The organism is Kaistella faecalis (assembly GCF_019195395.1).
Lineage (GTDB): Bacteria > Bacteroidota > Bacteroidia > Flavobacteriales > Weeksellaceae > Kaistella > Kaistella faecalis.
Window position 1 is genome coordinate 861,651 of record NZ_CP078067.1, and the last position, 26,032, is coordinate 887,682.

Genomic DNA, 26,032 nt, shown 5'->3' on the forward strand with positions numbered 1-26,032 from the left:
ATATTATCTGACAATTTTCGAACTAATTTTTTCACCCTTTTCTGAAACTGCGGTTACAATATATGCTGAGTTTGCCTTCGCAAGATCTAATACATAGTCCTTGTCAGCAGCCACTTTTTTCTGAGCGAGTATTAATTTACCGCTCATATCATATACTTGAATATCGGCTGTTTTCCAGTTAGGATCAAAACGAACCACAAAATTGTCAATTAACTGATGATAAACTACCATCGTACGGGAAGGCTTCGCAACTCCATCTGTACCCAAAACGCCTGAAGGTTTTCCGTAAAACAAACTATACTTGTCTGCGGTAACAGGAATTACCTGATTCTGCTTAATTTCTACTGACTCCCCATTTGGAGCTTTATAATAAAAGCCAACGCCTGTGGATAACTGATGAGTACCATTTTCCACAAGCTCGGTGTTCTCTCTTATTTCAAATTTTAATGATTTAATCGCATTATTATATAACGCCAAAGGAATCGCTTTACCAAAAAAGTCAGTCTCATTTGCTTCGTTGATATATAACCAGTAAGAATTAATATAGTTCATATCATATCCCCCATTCACTGCATTTTCCTCAAAAGTGCCAATAATATTCTGGCCTCCTAAAATTGATTGCGTTGTTGGTTGTGAAGTGTGACCGGTAACCGCTGTAGGATATACAGCATAATATGTTCTCGCCAGCTCCGTGCCGTCTTCACTTAAAGCAATAACTCCAAGTTGCTTCACTGTAGCTGCATTTTCTCCAGGTCTGGCATTTACTGAATAACCAGTTCCGTTAGGTCTGGGAGTCGCTTTAAATCTTCTTAAATTATCAAAACTTAAAGTTTTATTGGTACCAACCTCCGCGTTGTTATCTCTTAGTTTAATTACAAAGGTTTGCATAGGTTTAATAACCAAACCTACGTCGCCTACTGGAACGGGATTTCCTGCGGTAAAATTAACATATTTAGCTCCACTGGAGAAGGTTCCGCTGGAAAGAGAAACCACGGTTCCCGGATCGTAACGGATACCCTGAATAGATGATATCGCATTATTGTCTGTAACAGCACCGGATTCAGTTATACCAACTAAACCCAAGTCTAAATTAGTTAGATATGGGTTACCAAACTGATAAATATTCCGTCCGAAAGTGGAAACCGACCATGGATTGGTTGGTGCTACCGGATAATCCCAGTCATCCTGAAGATAAGAATTATAACGTTCGTTGTAAGAATTTACTGCGTTTCCGGTTGATCCAAAATTCACCCCGTTGGCAGCATTAATTAATTTTTCCGTTACGCCATTAGTATAGGGAACACCCCTCAAGGTATATACAGAGCCATTAGGTGCAGGAGAATTTGCAGGCATAAGCGCCGGTGGATTACCAGAGTCAAACCCATTAGAGCCAAGCATATAATAGGTTGTGTTTTTAGGGGTCAATAAAGAAATATTCAGGTTTTCTGAAACAGCTGTGGCATTATTCCACGTTAGGATTTCATTTTGTGAATACCTAACATTGGAAAATGTTTTGCCCAACGAACCAATACCAGTGCCTGAAAGTGAAGACAACTGTTTATTGTAAAAAGGTAGCGCAATTTGCTGATAGGTACCATGTTTCGCAGTACGGTATTCTTTATCAACTACTGCTGAAACACTGCCCTGCGTTAATCCCGAGATAAATAACTGCCCGTAGGTAGATGGATTAACGGCAGCTGAGTGGTTTGCAGGATCATTCAACCTCAGGATAATATTACCTCCGTCGGTTTTATCACCAGTTCCAGCATTATCCAATGTTTTTAATACATCGGTGGCAGCGCCTTGAACCATGACATTTCCCCTTACGTCCAAGATACCGCTTCCTTTAGTCTGTAAACCGCCCCCGTTGTAAACAAGAGCATTTTCTCCAACGTAAAAAACTCCCGTTGGATCTACATGGACCAGAACCTGCGCGGTAAATGGTAAACTTAACGCTAACAGCGCTATAGCAAATAGATTTCTTCTCATCGTATGTGTGTTTGTGTTTTGCAAATAAATGACTATTCACAAACAAAGATATTAATTAATTTTTTAATTCAAAAGAAATGGCTTAAAATCTTAAAATTTAATATTATCTTTTGACAGAATAATCTTGTCCTGCGCTTCAATATTAAACATGAAATCTTCTAAAACCTTCTCAGTTGCTCCCCTTAAACCACGTGCGCCAAGACCTTTTTCCATCGTTTCTTCCACGATTGCCTCAATTGCTTCATCCGTAAATTTCAAATCTACTCCATCCATCTTAAACAATTCTACAAACTGATTAATAATAGAATTTTTAGGTTCTTTCATAATTCTGATCATTGTTTCTTTGGTAAGTTTTTCCAGATAAGTAACTATAGGAAATCTACCCAAAAGCTCTGGGATCAGTCCGAATTTACGCAGATCTATCGCATTGATTTGGCTTAAAATATAATCCTCATCTTCTGTTTTGTTCAGCTTTTCTGCACTGAAGCCGATCGCCTGCTTATTGAGCCGTCTTTCTATGATTTCTTTTATTCCATCAAAAGCTCCGCCTGCAATAAACAGAATATTCTGGGTATTAACCTGGATGTATTTTTGATCGGGATGTTTCCTCCCTCCCTGTGGCGGCACATTTACAATACTGCCTTCTAAAAGTTTCAACAAGCCCTGCTGTACGCCTTCGCCGGAAACGTCTCTGGTAATGCTGGGATTATCAGACTTTCTTGCAATCTTATCTATCTCATCAATAAAAACGATTCCTTTTTCCGCTTTTTCCACATCGTAATCAGCCACCATCAGCAGGCGTGAAAGTATGCTTTCCACATCTTCTCCAACGTATCCGGCTTCCGTAAGAATTGTAGCATCCACAATACAGAACGGGACATTTAATTCTTTTGCAATTGTTTTTGCCAAAAGCGTTTTGCCGGTGCCTGTTTCCCCAATCATGATGATGTTGGACTTTTCGATTTCTACTTCCCGGTTTTCGTCCTTCGCGTGCAAAAGTCTTTTATAATGGTTATAAACAGCGATAGAAAGCTGTTTTTTTGCCTGATCCTGTCCAATTACGTACTGGTCGAGAAAACCTTTTATTTCCTTCGGTTTTTTTAATTCAGCAATACTTTCAGCTGCTGAAAAACCTGAAGACACTGTATTTTCTGCAATGATTGCATGTGCCTGTTCGATACAGTTTTCACAGATAAAACCCTCATTACCGGAAATAAGCATTTGTACTTCGTTTCGCTTTTTTCCACAGAAGGAACACTGGTTAGAATTCATATATTTGATATAGATTTAATATTTAAAAAATTTTGTCAAAGCGGTAAGACTTTGACAAAATTTTAATTTTAAGAATTGACAATCGCTGTTTGGATTTCCTGATATTCACGATCAGACAATTTAAGACGTGGATTTTTAAAGTTCATCTCCTCCATTTTGTTAATAGGAATAAGATGAATATGTGCATGAGGGACCTCCAAACCCACAACCGCCACAGCAATCCTTTGCTCAGGATAATTTATTTTAAGTTTTTGCGCAACTGTTTGTGCAAAACTCCACAGGTTTTTGAAATCTTCATTCTCTAAATCGAAAATAAGATCAATTTCCTTCTTCGGAATAACAAGTGAATGTCCTTTTACCAAAGGCATCGCATCCAAAAAAGCGAGATGCTTTTCATCTTCTGCAATTTTATAAGCCGGGATTTCGCCTTCGATGATTTTTGTGAATATGGAACTCATTATTTTAGGTTTGATGCGGCTCTTTCTTCAAAAAACCAGCGATTTTTGTTGTTGCAAATCTACAAAATAATTAAAAAACCTGATGGATAAACCTTTAAATCCCAAATGATCTGCTGATGGATGCGTATTCTATAAAGAAATTTCCAAAACCTCAAAGGAAAGCTTGTTTCCGTTTGGTAAAACGATATCTGCTGTTTCGCCTACAACTTTTCCTAACAGACCTTTTGCTATTGGGGTATTGATGGAAATCTTTCCGGCTTTCAGGTCGCTTTCATTATCCGGCACCAGAGTAAATTTCTGCTCTCCTTTTGTCGTGTTATTTTTCAGTCTCACTGTGGTCAGAATTGAAACTTTTGAAGTATCAAGCTGGGATTCATCAATTACCTTCGAATTGATGATTAAATCTTTAAGTTTAGAAATTTTCATTTCCAGCATTCCCTGTGCTTCTTTTGCAGCATCGTACTCCGCGTTTTCAGAAAGGTCGCCTTTATCTCTAGCTTCAGCAATCTGCTGGGTAATTTTAGGTCTTTCGATGGTCTCCAATTGTTCCAGTTCCACTTTCATTTTATCCAAACCATCTTTGGTAACGTAACTTGCCATAATTTCTTTTAATTTGCGTTAGTATAAAAAAATAATCCGACATTTGCCGGACAATGATTTCTGTTTGTATTCGTTTTACAAATATATAAATTTTATTTTTAAATGAAAAGAATTATTTCGACAGTCATTTTACCAATCATACTCATTTTCAGCACCTTAAATACCACATCCTGCAATGAACGCGAAGAAACAGTGAATTGCTTTCCTGATGTTCCCATCAATGTGATTTTAAATTTAAATCTCCCGGCATACTACAACCTTCAGAATGTTAACGGCTGGATTTACGTGAACCAGCAGGAAGCAGGAACCCGAGGGCTTATTGTTGTAAGAACCACAAACGGATTCAAAGTCTACGACCGCAATGCCCCGCATATTTGTCCCGACAGCAATACAACACTGAGTGTGGAAAACAATATTAAAATTGTATGCCCGAAAGATGGCGCTGAATGGATCCTGCTGACTGGTGAACCCATAAAAATTGCGCCTATCGCCCCCAAAACTTACCGCTATAATTTCGATCCGGGAACCGGAATCCTTACCATTTTCAATTAACCAAATCATGAAAGCTGTAATTCAAAGAGTTTCTGAAGCCTCGGTAAAAGTTGGCGGAAAAGCCGTGGGCGAAATTGGAAATGGCCTGCTACTGCTGATTGGAATTGATGAAACAGATGAAAAAACAGATGCAGAATGGCTTGTACAGAAGATTCTAAATCTCCGGATTTTCGGGGATGACGAGGGAAAACTCAACCGATCTGTTCTGGATATTTCGGGGCAAATACTTTGCATCAGCCAGTTTACTTTAATTGCTGATTACAAAAAAGGGAACAGACCTTCGTTTATAAAAGCCGCCAAACCCGACAAAGCCGTTCCCTTGTTTGAATATTTTAAAGAAGAAATTTCGAGATCAGGTTTAAAAACAGAAAGCGGCATTTTCGGTGCCGATATGAAGGTTTCTCTACTCAACGATGGTCCCGTTACGATTGTAATGGATTCTAAAACCAAAATATAAAGCTCACCAACTCCCGCATTTCTGTCAATAAAAATGTTCCGCGTTTGAATTTTATCTAAATTTGATCAAAATCGACGTCACCGCATGAAAAAATTTATACTTCTGTCCTCCGTAATATTTCTGTTTTCCTGTTCAAAAAAAGAAAGCGGCTTTAGCCAGACAATATCTGACAGCACCAAAATAATTGAATCTTTGAATTTGGAGAGAACCAAAATTAACGAGCGGATACGGCAGAAAAACAATAAAAATATATTCGAAGACCTTAGCGGGCAACATTCTTTGAAATTCAGTTCTGATGAAAGCATTATTGACGGAAAAGTAAATTTAGACAAGACCGGCAGAGACTTATATACAATTTCGGGATACGGAAAATCCGGACAAAACACATTAATGATTGAAGGATCCATTAAGCGGGTTTCAGCGAAACATCTTAATTTTGAAGGAAAAATAACCCAGAAGATTAACGGAAAAACCTTTACCAGAAATAAAAAAACCACTTTTCTTGATGAAGGAAAAGGCAGTTTCTGGCGGCTTCAGGACAAAATTAATGGTTCCGGATTTGTTGAATACATTGATATTTATTTCTAAGGAATCTTAAAAATTTAAAATTATGCTGAATTACGAAATATCAGGAGCCGGAAAAGAAAGACTGGTTCTGCTCCACGGTTTTATGGAAAATCTGATGATTTGGGAAGAAATGGAAGCCCACCTTTCAGAAAATTTCACTTTGATAAAAATTGATCTTCCCGGACATGGACTTTCTAAAATATACCAGGAAATCCACACTATGGAATTCATGGCTGAGGAAGTAAAAAAAGTAACCGATCACCTGAACCTCGGGAATTTTCATCTTCTGGGACATTCAATGGGCGGATACGCTTCGTTGGCTTTTGCAGAAAAATTCACTGAACCGTTAAAAAGTTTAACCCTCTTTTTTTCAACTTATTTTGCAGATGACGAGGAAAAAAAAGAACAACGCCGAAAAAGCCACCGAATCATTCAGGAGGCCTACCCAAATTACGTGAAAGCAGGAATTCCGAATTTATTTAACGAGAATGAAAAAGATACGCTGGAAGGCAAAATTGAGTTGGCTAAAGAAATAGCTCTTTCAACCAAAACGGACGGTGTTTTGGCTGCAGTGAAAGGAATGACCGACAGAACCGATAAAAAATCAGTTATAGAAAACTTCGGCGGGAAAATTGTGGTTATCGCCGGAAAACATGACAAAGCGGTTAACGTAGAAAAAACACTTAAAAACCTTCCTGATAAAACTAATATCAAATCATATCTTCTGGACTGTGGACATAACGGACATTGGGAAAAACCTGCAATTTGTGCAGAAATTATCAATACCGAACTTCTCCACAATTTGCCGAAAAAACTGATTTTTTAAACTCAATAACTATGGAAACACTGTCGAAAATTCTGATCGCGATTGTTGCACTGGAACATCTTTACATCATGTACATGGAAATGTTTGCGTGGGAAACTCTGGGTAAAAAATCCTTCAAAGGCGCATTAAAAGATGAACTCTTCACACCAACCAAAGGTTTAGCAGCTAATCAGGGGCTTTACAACGGATTTTTAGCTGCAGGTCTCATTTGGTCTCTATTGATTTCAGATTCCAACTGGTCAACTTATGTTGCCCAATTTTTTCTTGCATGTGTAATTGTTGCGGGATTGTACGGAGCTTTTTCTGCTTCCAGAAAAATATTTTTCGTGCAGGCGTTGCCAGCGATTTTGGCGCTTACTGTTTTACTTTTAAAATAATTCCGGGAGATTTTAGAAGTTCTCGTCTGCGATTTTTACTTTAAAATCTTCAATCGTTTCTTCGATGGATTTCATGTATTTTCCACCGGCTGCGTTGATGTGACCGCCCCCGTTAAAATATTTCCGTGAAAACTGATTCACGTCAACATCTTCTTTGGAACGGAAAGAAATTTTAATGAAATTCTCATAAAGATCCTCCATGAAGAAAGCAGAAACCTGAGTTCCCATAATGCTTAAACCATAATTTACAAAACCTTCGGTATCGCCCTTCTGGAATCCAAATTCTTTAAGCTCATCACGTTTCAGCCATAAAATAGCCACTTTTCCGTCTTTTACCACTTCTATTCTGCCTAAAATTAACGCCAGCAAGTGAAGCCGGGACACGGTATTGGTATCCCATGTATTCGAGGTAATCATCGCCGGATCTGCACCTTTTTCTATAAGATTAGCAACAATTCGGTGAGTAGTAGCGCTGGTCGAACGGAAACGGAATCCGCCTGTATCGGTCATAATACCGGTATAAAGACATTCTGCGATATCCTGATCTACAAGTTCGGCATCGTTCAGCGCATCAATAAAATGATAAATCATCTGCGAAGTCGCGGGTACTTTAACATCCGAATACACAAAATCGAAATCTTCAGGCTGCTGGTGGTGATCGATAAGAATTTTTTTAGCTCTGGCTTTTTCAATCCATGGACCGACCAGATTTCCACTGCGATGTGACGCATTGAAATCAAGAATAAAAATGATATCCGCATTATAAATGGCTTCTCCCGCAACTTTTCTTTTATAATCGGCGATAATGATTTTCTTTGCGTCGGGCATCCATTTCAGGAATTTAGGGAAATCATTCGGAACAATCACATCAGCCTCCAGACCTTTTTGGTTTAAGAAATGTTTAAGACCCAAACTTGAACCAATCGCGTCGCCATCAGGGTTGTAGTGCGTGATGATTACAATTTTATTTTCTGGAACTAAGAGTTTTTGGATCTCTGAAATCTCGGAAGGCGTAAACATATTGATGTAATTATTTTTAAGACCTCAAATATAAGTTTTTATCAGACAGCAAACGAAAGAGTCTATAGAAGAAATAATCTGAATATTCTCTGAAAATAATTTAAATATGTTTGCAGAAAGTAAAAACTTTCCTATATTTGCAGTCTGAAAAATAAGATATAGTTTTTACTAAAAAATATTAGCAATGAGCAAGAGAACATTCCAGCCATCAGAAAGAAAGAAAAGAAACAAACACGGTTTCAGAGAAAGAATGTCAACACCAAACGGAAGAAGAGTTTTGGCAGCTAGAAGAGCAAAAGGCAGAAAGAGTTTAAGTATTAGCTCGGCGAGAGCTAAGAGATAATCTCAGGAATTATCATATAAAAATATGCTTGAAAAGTAAATTTTCAGGCATTTTTTGTTGTTAAATTTTGCCAAAATTAAGCACAAAAAGAAACTTTTTACTTATTTTTGGCAAGGTCATTTGTAACAACATTAATCCCGGAATTAGCGGGAAAGATTCAACAACAATCAGATAAAGTATGCCACACTCCTCTCACGAAGGCCAGGATGTAATCCGCCTGAAAAGTGCAAAAATTGCCCAGAAAAATTTTACGGTGCTTAACGATGTAAACCTTAATATAAAAAAGGGCAGATTCTGCTACCTCATCGGAAAAACAGGTTCGGGAAAAAGCTCTTTACTGAAAACGCTTTACGGACACATTCCGCTTTCTGCGGGTGACGGTAATGTGGCAGGATTTGATCTGGCGAAACTGAGAATGTCGGATGTTCCTAATCTGCGAAGAAAGCTGGGAATCGTATTTCAGGATTTTCAGTTGCTTACAGACAGAACCGTAGAAAAAAACCTCCGTTTCGTACTTGAAGCCACCGGCTGGAACGATAAAACTAAGATCGACGACCGGATTAATGAAGTGTTGGGAAGCGTGGGAATGAAATCGAAGAAACACAAAATGCCCCACGAACTTTCAGGTGGTGAACAGCAACGTATTGCGATTGCCAGAGCGCTCCTGAACCATCCGGAACTCATCCTCGCAGATGAACCTACAGGAAACCTGGATCCTGAAACTTCAAACGAAATTATGACGTTGCTGAAGCAGGTTGCTTTTGAAAATAATTCTGCAGTTGTGATGGCTACACACGATTATCACATGATTCAGAATTTTCCCGGGGAAGCGATCCGTTGCGAAGACGGCAAAGTCACTGTGCTGAACACTACCGAACTTTTCGAATAAGATAAACTTACAGTCTAAATATAAAATCCCGCAAAATTATTGCGGGATTTTTCTGTTTTAATATTTGGCTAAAGCCATCAATTTTGCACATAAAAAAAACGGGCTAAAGCCCGTTTCTATTGATTCTTTTAGATTTTATATTATCCTTTAAACTGACCCATCGCGATAAATTTATCCTGTCTCTGGGTTTCAAGTTCTTTTCCGGTAAAAGATGAAAATGCTTTGATGTTATGTAAAATCGATGTTTTCAAATGATCATACGCCACTTTAGGATCGTAATGAGCTCCACCAAGAGGTTCTTCAATAATTCCGTCAATGAACTTTTCTCGCAAAGCATCCTGAGGAGTTAACTTCAGCGCGTTGGCTGCGTCTTCTTTATGATCCCAGTTTCTCCACAGAATCGATGAACAGCTTTCGGGCGCGATTACAGTATACCAAGTATTTTCCAACATATATACTTTGTTACCAACACCAATTCCCAAGGCGCCGCCACTTGCTCCTTCACCGATGATGTAAACGAAAATCGGAGTTTTAAGCATGGTCATCTCAAAGATATTTCGTGCAATTGCTTCTCCTTGTCCGCGTTCTTCAGCTTCCAGCCCGGGATATGCTCCGGGAGTATCAACTAAAGAAATCACAGGGATTTTAAACTTCTCTGCCAGTTTCATCAGTCTTAAAGCTTTTCTGTACCCTTCGGGATTACTCATCCCAAAACGGCGGTGCTGTCTCTCTTTCGTTGTTCTACCTTTTTGAGTTCCGATGATCATCACTCTTTGCCCATCAATCGTTGCCAAACCGCCTACCATTGCAGGATCATCAGCAAAATTCCGGTCTCCGTGAAGTTCCAGAAAACTGTCTTTATCCGTAATTCCTTTGATGAAATCTAAAGTATAAGGCCGATCCGGATGGCGGGACAACTGAACTCTCTGCCATGGGGTAAGGTTGCCATAAATTTCTTTCTTCTTTTCTATAATTTTATCTTCAATTTGCGAGCAAGCCAGTTTTACATCCACTCCGCTCTCTTCGCCAACCAATGAACAGGTTTGGTACTGATCCATCAGTTCTTTTACGGGAAGTTCAAAATTTAAATACTCCATTTCTTTAGTTAAGAATTAATCTTTCAAATTTAGGAAAAATAATAGAAAATCAGTTGATATTATTCACTGCATTTTTTATTCTGCCAACACTTTCTTCACTGCCAAGGATTTCGAGAATATCAGGAACATCGGGGCCTTTCAGCTCACCAACCAGCGCAAGACGGAGAGGCATCATCACTTTTCCCATTCCCAATTCTTTGGTTTCAGCGAAATCATGAATGGCTTTTCTTAAAATTTCAGATTCAAAGGTTTTTGTGGCGTGAAGTACATCAGCCAAATCATTCATCAAAGTTCCCGTCTCGGCGTTCCAGGCTTTTTTAGAAGCCTTTTCGTCGTAAGTAATTGGGGCTTCAAAGAAAAATTTACCATCGTTATAGATGTCTTTGATGAAAGTAGCCCTTTCTTTCATTAAAGATATTATTTTCAGCAGCTTATCATCGCTGAATTGACTAAGGTCTATTCCGTCAACACCTTTGAATAATGCTAAAGTTTCTTCGTTGGATAATTGCTTTAAATATTCGTGGTTAAACCATTCTGCTTTTTCTTTGCTGAAACGTGCACCGGCTTTATGAACTTTATGCAGATCGAATTCTTTCACCATTTCTTCCAGGGTAAGAATCTCTCTGTCGTTTGCCGGACTCCAGCCCAAAAGTGCAACCATATTGATAAATGCGTTCGGAAGATATCCTTCCTCGCGGTAGCCTTTGGAAATATTTCCTGTTTCAGGATCTTTAAAATTTAATGGAAAAACGGGGAAACCGAATTTGTCGCCATCTCTTTTACTTAGCTTGCCTTTTCCTTCAGGTTTCAGAATTAATGAAAGATGTGCAAACTGTGGTCTTTCCCAACCCATCGCTTCATATAATAAATAATGTAGACCCAGTGACGGCAGCCATTCTTCCCCACGGATAACGTGAGTGATTTCCATTTCATGGTCATCAACGATATTAGCAAAGTGATAAGTCGGCATTCCGTCGTTCTTCACCAGAACTTTATCATCAAGCGTATTGGTATTTACGGAAGATTTTCCGCGGATGATGTCTTCAAGATTCAGAATCCGGTCCACAGGCATTTTGAAACGAACGACATAAGGGACGTTTTCATCAAGTAACTTTTGTACTTCTTCTTCAGAAAGTGTCAGCGAGTTTTTCAGCCGGTTTCGGGAAATATAATTGTACGCGAAAACATCACCCTTCTGCTCATATTCTTTCCGGATTTCGTCAAGTTCCTCCGGTGTGTCAAAAGCCAGATAGGAGTAATCTGTTTTTAGGATTTCAGCTAAATATCTATCGTAAATATCGCGTCTTTCAGATTGTCGGTACGGGGCAAATTTCCCTCCGTGTTTCGGGCTTTCATCAGGAATAATTCCGCACCATTCCAGGGCTTCCATAATGTAATCTTCAGCACCTTCCACATACCTTGCGGTGTCGGTATCTTCAATTCTTAAAACGAATTCGCCACCCTGATTTTTCGCAAAAAGGTAATCGTATAAAGCGGTTCTAACCCCACCTAAATGTAAAGGTCCTGTAGGACTTGGTGCAAAACGCACGCGTACTTTGCTCATTGTTGCTAAAAATTTAAGCTGCAAATTTAAGTAAAAATTGAGTTTATAAAGGATTTGAGATATTTTATTTAGTTTTGCATCTTAAAGAATTACTAAGATGTTAGAGATTGGCGATAGACCCTGGGGAAAATATTATGTTTTGGCGGATGAACCTTCGTATAAACTGAAGAGAATTGAGGTAAATCCAGGCCAAAGACTGTCATATCAATACCATCATCACAGACAGGAATTCTGGACCATTGTTCAGGGTGAAGCAATTGTAATTCTGGATGAAAGCGAACATATCTTAAAATATGGCCAAAGTATTTTTATTCCTCAAGGCGCAAAACACAGAATCGAAAACAGAAGTTCTGAACTTGTGGTCTTTGTAGAAGTGCAGACCGGAACCTATTTTGGGGAAGATGATATTATCCGTTTAGAGGATGATTACGAAAGAAGGTAAAAAATTTTGAAAAATTATGAGGTTTTGGAGTTTGAGAAAGAGATATAAGCAGCTTAAACGGGATATAAAGTTTAAAAAGTCTGTAAGATTTCTTAATTCTTCATTAAGAAATCTTTCCTTTTTCGAGAACTACTCCTTCAATTTCAGAGAAGAACCTGAACCGGAAGTAAGTATTATCATACCCGTTCATAACCAACTTCATTATACATTAAACTGTCTTTATGCCTTATCTGAATGTAACGATAATGTGTCTAAAGAAATTATTTTGGTAAATGACTGCAGTACAGATAATACCCAAAATATCATTTCACAGATAAAAGGAATAACGCTCATTAATAATACCGAAAATTCAGGTTTTCTAAAAAGTGCAAATACCGCAATAAAAAAGGCAAAAGGTTCTTATATTTATTTGCTCAACAACGACACAAAGGTTCAAAACAACTACCTAACTTCACTTTTATCCGTCTTTCAAACCCGGTCGAATGTTGGAGCTGTAGGCTCTAAACTGATTTTCGGGAACAATACTTTACAGGAGGCAGGCTGTCTCGTTTTCAAAAATAATGTGATTGTAAACCGTGGAGCTACCCAGTCAATCGATGCTCCGCAATTTAACTTCCTGCGAACAGTAGACTATGTTTCAGGATGCAGTTTGCTTTTTAAAAGACAGGATTCTAACGGGAATCTGAATCTTTTCGATGAAGTTTATGCGCCTGCTTACTATGAAGAAAACGATCTTTGCATGCGGCTGAAACATCGTCAGGGTCTGGATACTTACTATCAACCTCAGTCAGAAGTGATTCATTATGAAAACGTAAGTTATCAAAAACACCATTCGGACAAGCACAATTTGATAAAAAAAAATTCCGTTATTTTCTATGAAAAATGGCAGAATTTTCTTGAAAACATTTGGAAAGAAGGCGATGATTTTTATAGAATAAATGACGATGCCCAATATGACAAATGCATTCTTGTAGCAGAAGAGTATATTCCAAAATTTGATCAGGATTCAGGCTCTAACCGGTTTACTGAGATTATAAAAATTTTAGTAAAAAACAATCATAAAATATACTTGTTGATAAAGAATGAATTTTCTGCAGATGACGCTGATTATGTAAAGAAATTTCAAGATTTAGGTGTTGAGGTTTTAAGAGAATACTTAACACCTCAACGGAAAATAATCCGAAAAGCAAAACAACTTGAGCAAATAAAAAACTCTGTAGATTATATCTGGATTTTCCGACCAGAAGGCTATGAGTATTATAATGAGGTTATTAAACCAATCGGTTTCCGTGCGAAGATCATTTACGACATGGTAGATCTTCATTATCTGAGATTTTCAAGAGAGCAGGCGTATTTTCTAAAAAACAAAGCCACCTTAAAGAGGGAAAAAGAAGTTTGCGAATTAGAACGGAAAGCGTTTCTGCACGCAGACGCCATCATAGCAATAAGCGATCATGAGAAAGAAATTCTCGCGAGAGAAAAAATAAATCCTGAAAAAATCTTTATTGTAAGTAATATCCATTCATTAAAAAAGAATCTGAGGCAGAAATCTTTTAATGACAGAGAAGGCCTCATTTTTATTGGCAGTTTTCTTCACAAACCTAATGTAGATTCTGTGTTATATCTGCATAACGAGATCATGCCATTGGTCTGGGAACAAAACCCTGATATTAGAGTGTATATCGTAGGTGGAAATGCACCAGAAGAAATCATTACATTGAATTCCGAAAGATTCAGAATTCTTGGCTATCAAAAAGAAATCGACACGCTCTTCACAAGTGCGAAAGCGATGGTTGCACCGCTGCGATACGGAGCCGGAGTAAAAGGCAAAATCGGCCAGGCACTGGAGTATCAACTGCCCGTAATATCAACCACAATTGGTGTAGAGGGAATGAAATTAACGCCGAATATCCATGCCCTTGTCGCAGAAATTTCTGATCCCGAAACTTTTGCGAACTACATCTTAGATATTTATTCCAATGAAAAAAATTGGACCGAACTCTACGAAGGCAGTAAAAATGGATTGCAGTATTTTTCAACCGAAAACCAGGAAAAAAACATCAAAAACCTGCTGGATTATCTGAATAATTGACAGAAATATTACCCAACCTTTCTTTTACTCACTTAGCATTCTGAATATCCACTCGCTGAAACTGTACTTTTTTACGATTTGCTCCGGTAATTCTTGATAGGGTCTTTTCAGGAACTCCAGAATCGCAGCGTTGTTGTCATTTTCAATAACGAAAATATTGTCTGGATGGTAGAAATCATACTTTTTAACCATCATATTATCTGTAATAATTTTTTTTCTGTAATACATACCCTCGAAAAATCTGAAAGATAAACCAACCTGTCTCGGATCAACGAAATCTACAAGAACATCAGATTTTTTTACAAACTCTATATTTTGCGCAAAAGTAATTCTATTTGTAATATATTTAATATGAGGATTTTTGTCGTCGTTTTTTTCAAATTCCTGTAAGTAAAAATCGAGTTTAAAATCATTATTAACTGCAAACTCTACAAAATTGTTAATCTTAGTCCTTCTGATTTCCCAATCTAAACCCACGAAATAAAAAACTGGCGGGATATTCGGCACGGGAGTCTGAGCGGCCTTATAATTATCAAAATCAAAGTAAAAATTTGTAGTTTTTTTCACATTGCTAAAACCCGGTACGGTTTCAAAACAGAAGAACGTATCGAAGAAAGAAAAATAATTTTTCACTTTCGGGAATTTTTCAATTCCATCCCACTGGTAACCGATATATTTTGTGGTTTTATCCTTTAACTTTTCAATAAAAGAAACGGGAAATGAATCCGGTCGGATTACGAAAATATAATCGAACTTTTCATCCAATTCAGCTACAATTCTTGAATATTCAGTTTCCTCAAATTGAGCAATAAGTTTCTTTTTATAACTTTTATCTTTTAAAAAAGTCTTCCTTATAAAATTGACCAGCCGTTCAGAGCCACGGTATTTATAAGCTGGAATTTTATTGGTAATTAAAGATGTCTGAAATCCCAATTTTTCTAAGTTTCTAATGAAAAGTTCAGGAAAATCCGAATAATCGGGCATTACCAGCAGAAATTTTTTCGGTCGCATCTATTAAGCTATTTAAGTAAATAGGTGATTTGAAATAGTTTGAATTGCTTTCTAAGACTGTTCACCGGATTTCTGACATAATGCTTTTTTATCTGATCAAATGATTTAAGCGTGAGTTTGTTCATCGCTCTGTAATAAACTTCATTTTTGTGAGATAAATAAGTTTGTGAGGGTAAATCTGAGTAAGTATTGACTAATGATTTTTCCAGTTTTCTGATCACTTCACCGCTTAATTTTTCACGTTCACGGATGGCAAAATCCAGAAAAATTTTCTTGAGATAAACGTTATACCACTTTGCAATATCAAGGTTTTGCTTTTTGATGTATTTTTCATGCACTTCTTCCAGCACCGAAATATAAGAGTCCAAATTTCTGTCGCTTAATTTACTTGTAATGGAATTTTCGTTATCCGTTCTGTAAAAATAGGTTTCGTGGTTGACGAACTTTACATTTTTTGCTAAAAGCATCGTTTCAAAAAACCACAATTCATCTTCGTGAAGAATCCCCTTCTTAAACCGGAGATTATTTGCATCAATGAATTCTTTACTGTACAGACGATTTTGTGCAACCGGAGTTAATGCAGATTCCATCGCTTTTGTCAAAACCTCAAAATGAGTATTGGCAATAGTGAGATCTCCTTCTTTGGGAGGATATAAATGTGAAATTTTCGATATAATGTCACCACTAATTTTTGACGTTACGGTAATTCCGGTAACGATATCGTTGTTGTCCACAGACGAAACCAATGTGCTGATGGCATCAGTACTTAGAAGATCATCTGAATCCAAAAAAAACAGAAACGCTCCGTTTGAAATTTCAATTCCCCTGTTTCTTGTTGCAGAAAGTCCTGCGTTTTCCTGTGTAAATACCTGGAACCGCCGATCCTTGGCTTCAAAAGATTTAATGATTTCAAGTGTATGGTCACTGCTTCCATCATTAATTAAAATGCATTCCCAATTTTCATAATCCTGCATAAGGATGGAATCGACACACGCTTCAACGTATTTTTCAACATTGTAGCACGGAACGATGATGGATACTAGTGGTGCTGAAAACATTATTTATGAGTTAATCTGGCGTAAAAGTTTGGGAAATAGTAATATAATCTCAAATAGAAATAGTACTCTATTCCGATATCTCTTGCAGAATATTTTAAAAACGAATTGAATGCCCTGCGAATTTCCTCTTTTTCAGATTTCATTTCATTTTCTTTTGTATTTCTGGTAATTCTCTTCAGAACCATCAGAAGTTTCCTGACGATATTTTTAATGATTTTGTTTCGATCCCCAACCTTTGCAGAATTTCTCCAAAATTCAAAAACCTCCATAATTGCTAAAAAAAATTGGTAAGCAGTCTCGGGGGAGAGGTTATGCGAAAGGCTGTCTTCCCGCTGTATGTAATGGTATAACTTTTCATTGGATTTTACCACTTTTACTGCCTTATTGAAAATCTTGAAAAGTGTAGAATAATCCTCGAAACATTTTAGATTTTCAGGAAAGTGTACGTTTTTTAAAAGGTCTGCTTTAAACAGTTTCCCCCATGGATGGCTCTGGATTTCCTGATCCTCCAGTAAAAGGACTAAAGCTCTGTTTCCATCAAATATTTTCTCCTCCGAAATTGGTTTACTGCATAACACATTTCCATTTTCATCCTCGTAAGATGCTTCTACAATAGAAATATCGGCATTTTCACCGACAAGTAAACTGTATAATTCCGAACAATAATTCAATTCCGCCCAATCATCGGAATCCACAAAGCAAATATAATCTCCTGTCGCTGCTTTTACACCACTGTTTCTGGCTTTAGAAACGCCCGAATTTTGCTGCTTAAAAACCAAAATCCGTTCATCATTACTTTGAAATTTATTATAAATCAGTGATGTCTCATCCGTCGAGCCATCATCGATAATAATGATTTCAAGATTAGTATAAGATTGTTGAACTACCGACTCTAAACACTTTTCCAACGTTTTTTCGGCATTAAAACAAGGTATAATTATACTTATCAGTGGATCATTATTCATATGAACTGCAATAGGATGTGATGTGTAAATTACTTCGGGTAAGTTTCACAATAAGTCTGAAAAGCTTTTATTAATAAGTAGTTTTGCCGTGTATATACTAACGCAATTTAATTGAAATTATTAAGTTGCACAAATTTTTGATATCGCAGATTTTTTATGCTAAATTTGAATCAAAACCTTCCACTTTACTGAACGTTGAGGGTTTAAATTATAATCTCAGTAAAATGAACATCGTATATTTAGTTTTTGGCAATAATCTGGAGCATTATCAGCAAATATATTTCTCGATCTATACCGCCATGGCTCGAAAAAAGGACAATGACAGAATTATTGTCATCGCGGAAAATCCTTCGTTGTTTAATTTTTTTGAGGAAAGCGTAGAAGTAATAGAGATAAACAAAGAAATTATTAAGCGGTGGGAAGGCCAATATCAGTTTTTTTGGCGGGTAAAAATTAAAGCGCTACAGTTAATCGCGGAAAAATATCCTTCGGAATCCGTTCTTTATTTGGATGGCGATACTTTTTTTTACCAGGATCTCGATACCCTGAGAGAAGGCATGAACAATGGACAAAATTTTATGCATCTTGAGGAAGGTAAACTGTCTTCACTATCATCAAAAACCGAAAAACTGATGTGGAAGCAAATGCAGGGGAAAGAATACAATCATATCAAAATTGATAAAAACTCCGCGATGTGGAATGCCGGATTAATCGGAATTTCTAAACAACACTTAGATTCTCTGCAGATTGTATTAGATGTAAATGATGCCATGTGCGCCGATGACGTCACCCGAAGACTTATAGAACAGTTTGCGTTCTCTCTCGGATTAGGTAAAAATACTGAACTTAAATCTGCAGATCACATTGTAGGACATTATTGGGGGAATAAAAAGCATTGGAATACTATTATTGGTAATTTCCTGAAAGAATCTTTCATGAAAAAACACGATCTGATGCAAATCGTAGAAAACTTGAAAGAGATAGATCTTACTCAAAATCCTGTTTGGGTAAAAGAATCCAATACGGAAAAAAGACTAACTAAGTTTTTAAATAAATTTTATCAGAACAAGAAAACTACTTATATCAAAAAGTAACGGCTATTGTAGATCCCTTAATTTTCGGTAAGTTTCGTTTACATATAGACTTTGAAGGTAGCTTATTCTTAATCCGTCTACTCCATCAAGAATTCCTAATTTCAGGAAATAGGTTTTCACGAATTTAAAGATCACCTTAATATAATGCACGGCAATTGAATATCTTTTTCCGGTATCACCGAGTTCTTCTCCCTTTAGACGACCGTAATACAGCATTTTATTCTTAAAAGACGCATAGTTTTCAAAAGAATAATGCAGAAGTTTGTTCTTTAAAACACCTGTTGTTCCATTAACATCCAGTGTTTCGTGCACTTTTTTGTGCTTTAAATAAGACGCTTTTGACTTCTTAAACAAACGGAAATTCTTATCATTTTGTGTACCCGAAAAATTTATTTTTTTCTTCCCCACAAAAAAAATTCTGTAAATGTAATAAGCATCGGCGGGGTTGGTGCGGTTGATTGTTTCTTTAATTTCATTTTTCAGTTCAGGAGTGATCCTTTCATCTCCGTCAAGAAAAAGAACCCACTCGTTTTTAGCCGAGTCCAATGCCAGATTCCGCTGTTTGGTGAAATCTTCGAAAGCATTTTTAATGACTTTAACCTTAGGATTCTTTAATGCAATTTCTACGGTTCTATCGGTACTGAAGGAATCTACAATTATAATCTCATCACAAAAGTCAAAACATTCAAGAACTTCCTGAATGTTTTTTTCTTCATTAAAAGTGATGATTAAACCGGTGATATGTTCTGTAAGATCCAAGTTTTAATTTCTCTTAAATTCCAATACTGTTTTCGCAATAATTGCCACACAATCCAAAATCTCTTCTTCGGTGATCACCAAAGGCGGTGCCAAACGGATGATGTTGCCGTGGGTTGGTTTCGCTAATAGGCCGTTATCGCGCAGTGCGAGACAAAGATTCCAGGCGGTTTTGCTTTCCGGAGTATCGTTAATGAGAATCGCATTTAAAAGTCCTTTCCCGCGAACACCGGTAATAAGATTGGTTTTCTCGATTAATTTTTCAATTTCATTCCGGAAAAGCTGCCCGAGTTCTTCAGCTCTTTCTGAAAGCTTTTCTTCTTCCACCACATCTAAAGCCGCAACGGCAACCGCGCAGGCAACGGGATTTCCTCCGAAAGTAGAACCGTGCTGCCCCGGATGAATCACGTTCATGATTTCATCATTAGCCAAAACTGCAGATACCGGATACATTCCGCCGGAAAGTGCTTTACCCAAAATCAGAATATCGGGCTGAACATTTTCATGATGACAAGCGATAAGTTTTCCGGTTCTTGCGATCCCGGTTTGTACCTCGTCAGCAATGAAAAGTACATTGTGTTTTTTGCAAAGTTCTGATGCCGACTTTAAAAAGCCTTCGTCCGGAACATATACCCCCGCTTCACCTTGAATTGGTTCTACTAAAAACGCAGCAATATTCTCTGAATCGTTTGCCAGAGTTTCTTCTAAAGCTTTGAGATTATTGTACGGAATTTTAATAAAACCTGGCGTGAAAGGTCCGTAATTATTGTTGGCATCAGGATCGTTGGAGAAAGATACTATCGTCGTTGTTCTTCCATGGAAATTATTCTCACAAACAACAATTTTTGCAGCATTTTGCGAGATTCCTTTAACTTCATAACTCCATTTTCTTGCTAATTTTACCGCTGTTTCTACTGCCTCGGCACCGGAATTCATCGGTAAAACTTTATCGAAGCCAAAAAGTTCTGTAATTTTTTTCTCGTATTCGCCTAAATTGGCGTTGTAAAAAGCTCTGGACGTCAATGCTAATTTCTGAGCCTGGTTCACCAGTGCATCTACAATTTTCGGATGAGAATGACCTTGATTTACCGCAGAATAAGCGGACAGGTAATCGTAATATTTGTTACCTTCAACATCCCAAACGAAAACGCCTTTGCCTTTTTCTAAAACCACAGGAAGCGGATGGTAATTGTGCGCGCCGTGTTTTTCTTCGAGTTCTATAAAATAAGAGGATGTTTTGTTTACTGTATGCATATTAAGGTGATTTATAAAGCAAAAATAATGATTTATTTCCAAGTAAAGTCACTGGCTGCAATTTGAATGTATAACGGAAAATTTTCAGTCTGTCAGGTGGTTTGACAAGAGAAAACTATTAAAAGATGGGCTTTTCGAAATTTCCAAAAACATTAGTGGAATGGGAACAGTTTAAATAAACATTGCAGCCGGGCATTTTTTCCTTTAAGATCAGGCCTTTCTCGAGCACAGCTTCTTCACTGTCTTCGGAATCTACAAAAACTTCCTTCAGATTAGGGTTTTCCAAGTAATCGCATAAATCGTCTAAAGTAATTGGTGTTCGGGTGATATTTAAGATTTCCAGCTCTTGCATCTGATTGAAATATGATAAAGACGCGCTGGTTAAATAACGGTTCTTTCTTAAGAAAAGTGATTTCAGACCTTTAAAATTGGTCATATAACTCACCGCAACATCAGTAATCAGAGAATCTGTGAGATAAATTTCTTCTATGGAAATTACCCTTAAACTCAGAAAATAAAAGAATTCATCACCAAAATCTGAATCCTTAGATTTCAAACGTCCCCAATGAGTTGGAATATGATCTGCCTTTTCAATCCGGTAATAGCGCTGCCAGAATTTTTTTTCCTCTTTTGAAAGTTTCATTGTGCATTTTTAAAGGTTGCAGTAAATTCAATCGTACCAATATTCCTTTTCGAGACTGTAACCCGCTTTCTGGAAAGCTTTCTGGATCGCGACCCCCAAATCTTCATTTTGTTTTTCATTGGACAGATAAAGAAAAAATAAATTTCCTTTTACCTCTTCCGTCTTGTTTTCAACATCAAATGTATTATAGGTGGTAAGAACTTCGTGATCTTCACATTCGAGGATGATATTTATATCTTTTCCGATTTTAAGGATCTTATTCAGGGGAACTTCCTGCCTGATTATTTGATATCCGCTAAAATAGGGGCTGGTCTTCTTTATTTCAAAGGAAAGGATTTTGTCTGTGCTGATTGAAAAAGGTTTCACAATTTCTATGGTATCACCGCTAAAATGAGGAGATTTCAATTGGTTTTTAACCTCTTTCTGCAGTTCCCTGTTCAGAGTTTTAACAATTGTCTGTTCCTGCCCAAAGCTGGTGCTGGCGAATCCTACAAGAAATATAAATAGCAGAAAATTTTTCATATCATTCAATTTTAGAGCAAGTCCGCTCCTTATTTAAGTTTAAAGATAAAAAAACCGGCATTAAAAAGCCGGTTTCATAAATTATATAATGATCTTAATGATCAAAATTTTTATCCATTACAAAATCCTCCATGAATTTTGTTGTATAATTTCCAGAAAGGTAATCTTCATTTTCCATCAGCTGTCTGTGGAAAGGGATCGTGGTTTTCACTCCTTCAATATAGAATTCTTCTAAAGCTCTTTTCATTTTTGCAATGGCCTCCTCACGCGTTTGTGCTGTGGTGATGAGTTTTGCAATCATTGAATCATAATTGGACGGAATGCTGTAACCCGAGTACACATGCGTATCTACACGGATTCCGTGTCCCCCCGGAATATTGAGTCCGGTGATTTTACCAGGTGAAGGACGGAAATCGTTATAAGGATCTTCCGCATTAATTCTACATTCGATTGAATGCAGTTTCGGATAATAATTGATTCCAGATATCGGTGTACCTGAAGCCAAAAGAATCTGCTCACGAATCAGGTCATAATCCACAACCTGCTCTGTAATAGGATGTTCTACCTGAATTCTGGTATTCATTTCCATGAAATAGAAATTGCGGTCCTTATCTACCAAAAATTCAATCGTTCCAACTCCTTCATAACCAATATATTCAGCGGCTTTTACAGCTGCTTTCCCCATTTTCTCCCGAAGTTCATCGGTCATGAATGGAGACGGAGTTTCCTCAGTTAATTTCTGATTTCTTCTCTGAACAGAACAGTCTCTTTCGGAAAGATGACAGGCTTTTCCATATTGGTCACCAGCAATCTGAATTTCAATATGTCGTGGTTCAACAATGAGTTTCTCCATGTACATTCCACCGTTTCCAAACGCTGCAGTAGCTTCCTGAACTGCAGAATCCCAGTGTTCCTGTAAATCTTCAGCTCTCCAGACAGCTCTCATTCCTTTACCTCCACCCCCTGCGGTAGCTTTAATCATCACCGGATAACCTACTTCTTCTGCCAGTTTAGCAGCAGTTTCGTAACCGTCAATTAACCCTTCAGAACCCGGAACACAAGGTACACCGGCTTCCTTCATGGTAGCTTTTGCGTTAGCTTTATCGCCCATTCTGTCGATCTGGTCAGGAGTTGCACCAATAAATTTAATACCGTTTTCCTGACAGATTCTTGAAAAATTTGAGTTTTCTGATAGAAATCCATATCCCGGGTGGATGGCGTCTGCATTGGTAATTTCGGCCGCTGCAATAATATTTGAAATCTTCAGATAAGAATCCTTGCTCATCGCGGGCCCAATACAAACTGCTTCGTCCGCAAATCTTACGTGCAGGCTGTCTTTATCTGCAGTAGAATAAACTGCCACAGTTTTGATTCCCATTTCCTTGCAGGTACGCAGAATACGCATTGCAATTTCGCCTCTGTTGGCAATTAATATTTTTTTGAACATCGTAGTTGAAATTTTAAATTTTGAATTTCGAATTTTAAATTATTTTTAAATGAGTACCATTTAAAATCTATAATCTAATTTAAAATTTCTTAAGATGGATCTACTAAGAATAAAGGCTGATCATATTCAACTGGTGTCGCATCATCTACCAAAATTTTCACGATTTTTCCGGAAATTTCAGATTCGATCTGGTTGAATAACTTCATTGCTTCGATTACACAAACTACCTTACCATTAGAAACTTCGTCACCAACATTCACGAAAACATCCTTATCTGGTGATGGTTTTCTGTAGAACGTTCCGATCATCGGAGATTTAATCGTTACAAATTTGCTGTCGTCATCAGCAGCAACATCAGCAGGAGTATTTGCGGCAGGTGCAGATGACACTGCAGGCGCAGATGCAGCTGGTTGTGGTGCTGTATGATAAACCGCCGGCTGTTGCATATAGCTCACTTCATTCCCTCCCAGTGGAGTTTTGATTGTGATTTCGAAATCTTTTGTTTTGTATTTTACTTCAGAAACTTCTGCCTTAGACACAAATTTGATCAGATTTTGTATGTCTTTAATGTCCATTATATGTGGTATTTGTTTATTATGCCAAAGATACTAAAAATCAGTAAAAAACAACAAAAAACCACTCAAAATTGAAAAAATTGAGTGGTTTTGGTATAAAATTGAAGTTTTTAAGATTTTTAGATCTTAATCTTCTTCTGTAGTTTCTACTGCTTTTTCCATTACTACTTTACCTCTGTAGTACATTTTTCCTTCGAACCAATGCGCTCTGTGATAAAGGTGCATTTCTCCTGAAGTTGCATCTTTTGCCAATTGAGGAACACTTGCTTTGTAGTGGGTTCTTCTCTTATCTCTTCTTGTTGACGATTGTCTTCTCTTTGGATGTGCCATTTCTTATAATTTTGTTTGATGAGCGATGAGTAGTTGATTGCTCAATTCTCATCATTTAAACTATTTAATTTTTATCTTTTAACTTCTTTAAAGCTTCCCATCGGGGATCGCTTTCCGGTTCTTCTTCTGTTTCGTCTTTCGGACTGAATTTTTCAAGGATTTCTAAATCTTCTTCAGAAACATTCGGCGAAATCTTCTTCATCGGTATGGCAAGCATTACGACTTCGTAGATTAACTGCGCAACATTGAATGCGTGATCGGTCATCGGAATGGTAATCACATCTTCTTCGCTGTCATCATATTCTGCACCGAATTTTACCAGAACATTTAAATCATTTTCTATAGGATGGGTAAAATTTTCGTTCGTGATATCACAAACTAAATTTACCGTTCCGGAAGTTTTAATGTTAACTTCTAAAAAAGTGGTGTGTTTATCCATTAAAACATCAGCAACTATTTTAGGTTCTGTAAATTCCTGTTCAGTATCGAAAAGTTGAAAGAACGCTTTATCTATCTCAAATTGGAACTCGTGTCTACCGTTTCTTTGTCCCGAAAACACGATATCGTAGTTTCTTAACTTGTCCATAAAATGAGTGTGCAAAAATATGCAAATTTTTTAATATTACAAATAATTTTCAAAACAATTAATCAGGAAAAATGATTTTCAAAATACTAACTGTTTTTTTCCTGTGGTAAATCCTCGTCAACACCGTTCCCTGAAGCATTTCGCCGTGGCTGCATGCGGTTGGTCACCAATTCATTGTACTCTCTTCGGTTTTTAAAAATCTTTATCGCCATAAAAATAGCTTCGGTGAAACTCTGCTCGTCGGCAATGTTCTGTCCGGCGATATCGTAGGCAACACCGTGATCGGGTGAAGTTCTTATAAATGGCAATCCGGCTGTATAATTCACTCCTTCTTCATAAGCAAGTGTTTTAAAGGGCGCCAAACCCTGGTCGTGATACATGGCCAAAACCGCATCGTAATTCTTATATTTCCCCGGCTGGAAGAAACTGTCTGCCGGAAAAGGCCCGAACGTCAAAATTCCGTTATCAAAAAGTTCTTTAATTGCAGGAGAAATAATTTCGATTTCTTCTCTGCCGATCACCCCACCGTCGCCGGAATGAGGATTCAACCCTAAAACTGCAATCTTAGGTCTTGCAATCTGAAAATCCTCGATCAGACACTGATTCAGCATTTTGATCTGTTTCTTTATTTTTTCTTTTGAAATACTTTCTGCAACCTGCGAAATCGGAATATGATGAGTAGAAACAGCTACCTTCAAATCATCAGTAACTAAAAACATAAGCCCTTTTCTTCCGAACTTCTCTTCGAGATAACCAGTGTGTCCGGCGTGCGCGAAACCATGCTTCATCATTTCATCCTTATTAATAGGCGCAGTAACTAAAACATCAATTTCACCGTTCATCAAAGAGATAGTAGCGGCTTCTAAAGAATCGATCGCCATTTTGGTAGATTCTTCGGTAGGCTTACCCAAATCAACATTTACGTTTTCCTTCGTAAGGTTTACCATATTAATTTTATCCCCAACTGCCTGTGTGGCATCTGTGATATAATTAAAATTATGCTGAAGTTTAAAAATGTTTTTCTGATAGGTAAAGAGTTTCCCTGAACCAAAAATAATGGGCGTGAAGAAATCGGTAATTGCTTTATCTTTTAGAGATTTCATGATGATTTCCGGGCCAATCCCATTGAAATCACCGATCGAAATTCCTACCCTTACTTTATGGTGTTTAGCACTCATTTTTAATTTATCTTTGAAGATTAATAGAATTTCACAAATTTAGCAATTTAGAAATAACTATTCCCGAA

At 37.4% G+C, this 26,032-nt stretch carries 29 protein-coding genes; 10 read left to right on the forward strand and 19 right to left on the reverse strand.

Translation table 11 applies throughout. From position 1 onward, the window contains the following. Positions 1–3 precede the first annotated feature (3 nt). From KTV93_RS04085 to greA, 4 genes are all read right to left on the reverse strand, one after another. Positions 4–1,989 (reverse strand): T9SS type A sorting domain-containing protein, encoded by a 1,986-nt coding sequence (locus tag KTV93_RS04085; RefSeq protein WP_218250049.1) that lies wholly within the window; start codon positions 1,987–1,989, stop codon positions 4–6. 90 nt (positions 1,990–2,079) lie between these two features. After that, positions 2,080–3,261 carry an ATP-dependent Clp protease ATP-binding subunit ClpX gene (gene clpX / locus KTV93_RS04090; RefSeq protein ID WP_218250050.1) on the reverse strand — a complete coding sequence of 394 codons (1,182 nt, stop codon included), beginning with the start codon at positions 3,259–3,261 and terminating at the stop codon, positions 2,080–2,082. Positions 3,262–3,329: 68 nt separating this feature from the next. After that, positions 3,330–3,719, reverse strand: a complete 390-nt coding sequence (locus tag KTV93_RS04095) for an HIT family protein (protein ID WP_218250051.1) — start codon at positions 3,717–3,719, stop codon at positions 3,330–3,332. A 129-nt stretch (positions 3,720–3,848) separates the two neighbouring features. Continuing rightward, on the reverse strand, positions 3,849–4,319 hold the full coding sequence (gene greA, locus KTV93_RS04100) for a transcription elongation factor GreA (RefSeq protein WP_218250052.1): 471 nt from the start codon (positions 4,317–4,319) through the stop codon (positions 3,849–3,851). 102 nt (positions 4,320–4,421) lie between these two features. On the opposite strand from greA, the gene KTV93_RS04105 reads away from it, so the two are divergent. The 5 genes from KTV93_RS04105 (at position 4,422) to KTV93_RS04125 (ending at position 7,098) form a co-directional block, all read left to right on the forward strand. Further along, positions 4,422–4,871, forward strand: a complete 450-nt coding sequence (locus KTV93_RS04105) for a Rieske (2Fe-2S) protein (protein WP_218250053.1) — start codon at positions 4,422–4,424, stop codon at positions 4,869–4,871. 7 nt (positions 4,872–4,878) lie between these two features. After that, positions 4,879–5,328, forward strand: a complete 450-nt coding sequence (gene dtd, locus KTV93_RS04110) for a D-aminoacyl-tRNA deacylase (protein ID WP_218250054.1) — start codon at positions 4,879–4,881, stop codon at positions 5,326–5,328. An 84-nt stretch (positions 5,329–5,412) separates the two neighbouring features. After that, complete coding sequence (locus KTV93_RS04115; RefSeq protein WP_218250055.1) at positions 5,413–5,916, forward strand: hypothetical protein; 504 nt, start codon at positions 5,413–5,415, stop codon at positions 5,914–5,916. A gap of 22 nt (positions 5,917–5,938) precedes the next feature. Further along, positions 5,939–6,721: an alpha/beta fold hydrolase gene (locus KTV93_RS04120; protein ID WP_218250056.1), complete on the forward strand. Its 783-nt coding sequence runs from the start codon at positions 5,939–5,941 to the stop codon at positions 6,719–6,721. 11 nt (positions 6,722–6,732) lie between these two features. Beyond that, positions 6,733–7,098, forward strand: a complete 366-nt coding sequence (locus KTV93_RS04125; protein ID WP_218250057.1) for a DUF1304 domain-containing protein — start codon at positions 6,733–6,735, stop codon at positions 7,096–7,098. Positions 7,099–7,110: 12 nt separating this feature from the next. Here KTV93_RS04125 and KTV93_RS04130 read toward each other — a convergent pair whose 3' ends face one another. Continuing rightward, complete coding sequence (locus tag KTV93_RS04130) at positions 7,111–8,118, reverse strand: DHH family phosphoesterase (RefSeq protein WP_218250058.1); 1,008 nt, start codon at positions 8,116–8,118, stop codon at positions 7,111–7,113. A gap of 184 nt (positions 8,119–8,302) precedes the next feature. Here KTV93_RS04130 and rpmH point away from each other — a divergent pair, with 184 nt between their 5' ends. Both rpmH and KTV93_RS04140 read left to right on the forward strand, forming a co-directional pair. After that, the gene (gene rpmH / locus KTV93_RS04135; protein ID WP_034755721.1) at positions 8,303–8,461 is read left to right on the forward strand and encodes a 50S ribosomal protein L34; all 159 of its coding nucleotides are present in this window, start codon (positions 8,303–8,305) and stop codon (positions 8,459–8,461) included. Between the two features lie 178 nt (positions 8,462–8,639). Continuing rightward, positions 8,640–9,350 carry a cell division ATP-binding protein FtsE gene (locus KTV93_RS04140; protein WP_218250059.1) on the forward strand — a complete coding sequence of 237 codons (711 nt, stop codon included), beginning with the start codon at positions 8,640–8,642 and terminating at the stop codon, positions 9,348–9,350. Positions 9,351–9,490: 140 nt separating this feature from the next. Here KTV93_RS04140 and KTV93_RS04145 read toward each other — a convergent pair whose 3' ends face one another. Beyond that, positions 9,491–10,447 carry an acetyl-CoA carboxylase carboxyltransferase subunit alpha gene (locus KTV93_RS04145; RefSeq protein ID WP_218250060.1) on the reverse strand — a complete coding sequence of 319 codons (957 nt, stop codon included), beginning with the start codon at positions 10,445–10,447 and terminating at the stop codon, positions 9,491–9,493. A gap of 49 nt (positions 10,448–10,496) precedes the next feature. Then, the gene (gene gltX, locus KTV93_RS04150) at positions 10,497–12,011 is read right to left on the reverse strand and encodes a glutamate--tRNA ligase (protein WP_218250061.1); all 1,515 of its coding nucleotides are present in this window, start codon (positions 12,009–12,011) and stop codon (positions 10,497–10,499) included. Positions 12,012–12,108: 97 nt separating this feature from the next. Between gltX and KTV93_RS04155 the strand changes: the two genes are divergently transcribed. Together KTV93_RS04155 and KTV93_RS04160 are read left to right on the forward strand one after the other, a co-directional pair. Then, positions 12,109–12,453 carry a phosphomannose isomerase type II C-terminal cupin domain gene (locus KTV93_RS04155; RefSeq protein ID WP_218250062.1) on the forward strand — a complete coding sequence of 115 codons (345 nt, stop codon included), beginning with the start codon at positions 12,109–12,111 and terminating at the stop codon, positions 12,451–12,453. Between the two features lie 16 nt (positions 12,454–12,469). After that, on the forward strand, positions 12,470–14,545 hold the full coding sequence (locus KTV93_RS04160) for a glycosyltransferase (RefSeq protein ID WP_218250063.1): 2,076 nt from the start codon (positions 12,470–12,472) through the stop codon (positions 14,543–14,545). A gap of 24 nt (positions 14,546–14,569) precedes the next feature. On the opposite strand, the gene KTV93_RS04165 is transcribed toward KTV93_RS04160, so the two are convergent. Genes KTV93_RS04165 through KTV93_RS04175 form a run of 3 tightly spaced genes read right to left on the reverse strand, consistent with a single transcriptional unit; the run spans position 14,570 to position 17,579 of the window. Further along, on the reverse strand, positions 14,570–15,556 hold the full coding sequence (locus tag KTV93_RS04165) for a WaaS/CpsH family glycosyltransferase (protein WP_218250064.1): 987 nt from the start codon (positions 15,554–15,556) through the stop codon (positions 14,570–14,572). 8 nt (positions 15,557–15,564) lie between these two features. Beyond that, positions 15,565–16,614, reverse strand: coding sequence for a glycosyltransferase (locus KTV93_RS04170; protein ID WP_218250065.1), 1,050 nt, complete (start codon positions 16,612–16,614; stop codon positions 15,565–15,567). After that, the gene (locus KTV93_RS04175; protein ID WP_256118986.1) at positions 16,614–17,579 is read right to left on the reverse strand and encodes a glycosyltransferase family 2 protein; all 966 of its coding nucleotides are present in this window, start codon (positions 17,577–17,579) and stop codon (positions 16,614–16,616) included. The genes KTV93_RS04170 and KTV93_RS04175 overlap by 1 nt, the downstream gene beginning before the upstream one ends. Positions 17,580–17,803: 224 nt before the next feature. Here KTV93_RS04175 and KTV93_RS04180 point away from each other — a divergent pair, with 224 nt between their 5' ends. After that, complete coding sequence (locus tag KTV93_RS04180; protein WP_218250067.1) at positions 17,804–18,673, forward strand: hypothetical protein; 870 nt, start codon at positions 17,804–17,806, stop codon at positions 18,671–18,673. 3 nt (positions 18,674–18,676) lie between these two features. Here KTV93_RS04180 and KTV93_RS04185 read toward each other — a convergent pair whose 3' ends face one another. From KTV93_RS04185 to pdxA, 9 genes are all read right to left on the reverse strand, one after another. Beyond that, positions 18,677–19,432, reverse strand: coding sequence for a glycosyltransferase family 2 protein (locus KTV93_RS04185; RefSeq protein ID WP_218250068.1), 756 nt, complete (start codon positions 19,430–19,432; stop codon positions 18,677–18,679). A gap of 3 nt (positions 19,433–19,435) precedes the next feature. Further along, complete coding sequence (rocD, locus tag KTV93_RS04190) at positions 19,436–20,683, reverse strand: ornithine--oxo-acid transaminase (protein ID WP_218250069.1); 1,248 nt, start codon at positions 20,681–20,683, stop codon at positions 19,436–19,438. A gap of 118 nt (positions 20,684–20,801) precedes the next feature. Continuing rightward, the gene (locus KTV93_RS04195) at positions 20,802–21,326 is read right to left on the reverse strand and encodes a hypothetical protein (RefSeq protein WP_218250070.1); all 525 of its coding nucleotides are present in this window, start codon (positions 21,324–21,326) and stop codon (positions 20,802–20,804) included. Between the two features lie 27 nt (positions 21,327–21,353). Continuing rightward, the gene (locus KTV93_RS04200; protein ID WP_218250071.1) at positions 21,354–21,848 is read right to left on the reverse strand and encodes a hypothetical protein; all 495 of its coding nucleotides are present in this window, start codon (positions 21,846–21,848) and stop codon (positions 21,354–21,356) included. A gap of 94 nt (positions 21,849–21,942) precedes the next feature. Then, complete coding sequence (gene accC, locus KTV93_RS04205) at positions 21,943–23,295, reverse strand: acetyl-CoA carboxylase biotin carboxylase subunit (protein WP_218250072.1); 1,353 nt, start codon at positions 23,293–23,295, stop codon at positions 21,943–21,945. An 89-nt stretch (positions 23,296–23,384) separates the two neighbouring features. Further along, positions 23,385–23,870: an acetyl-CoA carboxylase biotin carboxyl carrier protein gene (gene accB, locus KTV93_RS04210; protein ID WP_218250073.1), complete on the reverse strand. Its 486-nt coding sequence runs from the start codon at positions 23,868–23,870 to the stop codon at positions 23,385–23,387. Positions 23,871–23,996: 126 nt separating this feature from the next. Further along, positions 23,997–24,200: a 50S ribosomal protein L32 gene (gene rpmF / locus KTV93_RS04215; RefSeq protein ID WP_218250074.1), complete on the reverse strand. Its 204-nt coding sequence runs from the start codon at positions 24,198–24,200 to the stop codon at positions 23,997–23,999. 64 nt (positions 24,201–24,264) lie between these two features. Continuing rightward, positions 24,265–24,786 carry a YceD family protein gene (locus tag KTV93_RS04220; RefSeq protein ID WP_218250075.1) on the reverse strand — a complete coding sequence of 174 codons (522 nt, stop codon included), beginning with the start codon at positions 24,784–24,786 and terminating at the stop codon, positions 24,265–24,267. A gap of 86 nt (positions 24,787–24,872) precedes the next feature. Further along, positions 24,873–25,964 (reverse strand): 4-hydroxythreonine-4-phosphate dehydrogenase PdxA, encoded by a 1,092-nt coding sequence (gene pdxA / locus KTV93_RS04225; protein WP_218250076.1) that lies wholly within the window; start codon positions 25,962–25,964, stop codon positions 24,873–24,875. Between the last annotated feature and the right edge of the window lie 68 nt (positions 25,965–26,032).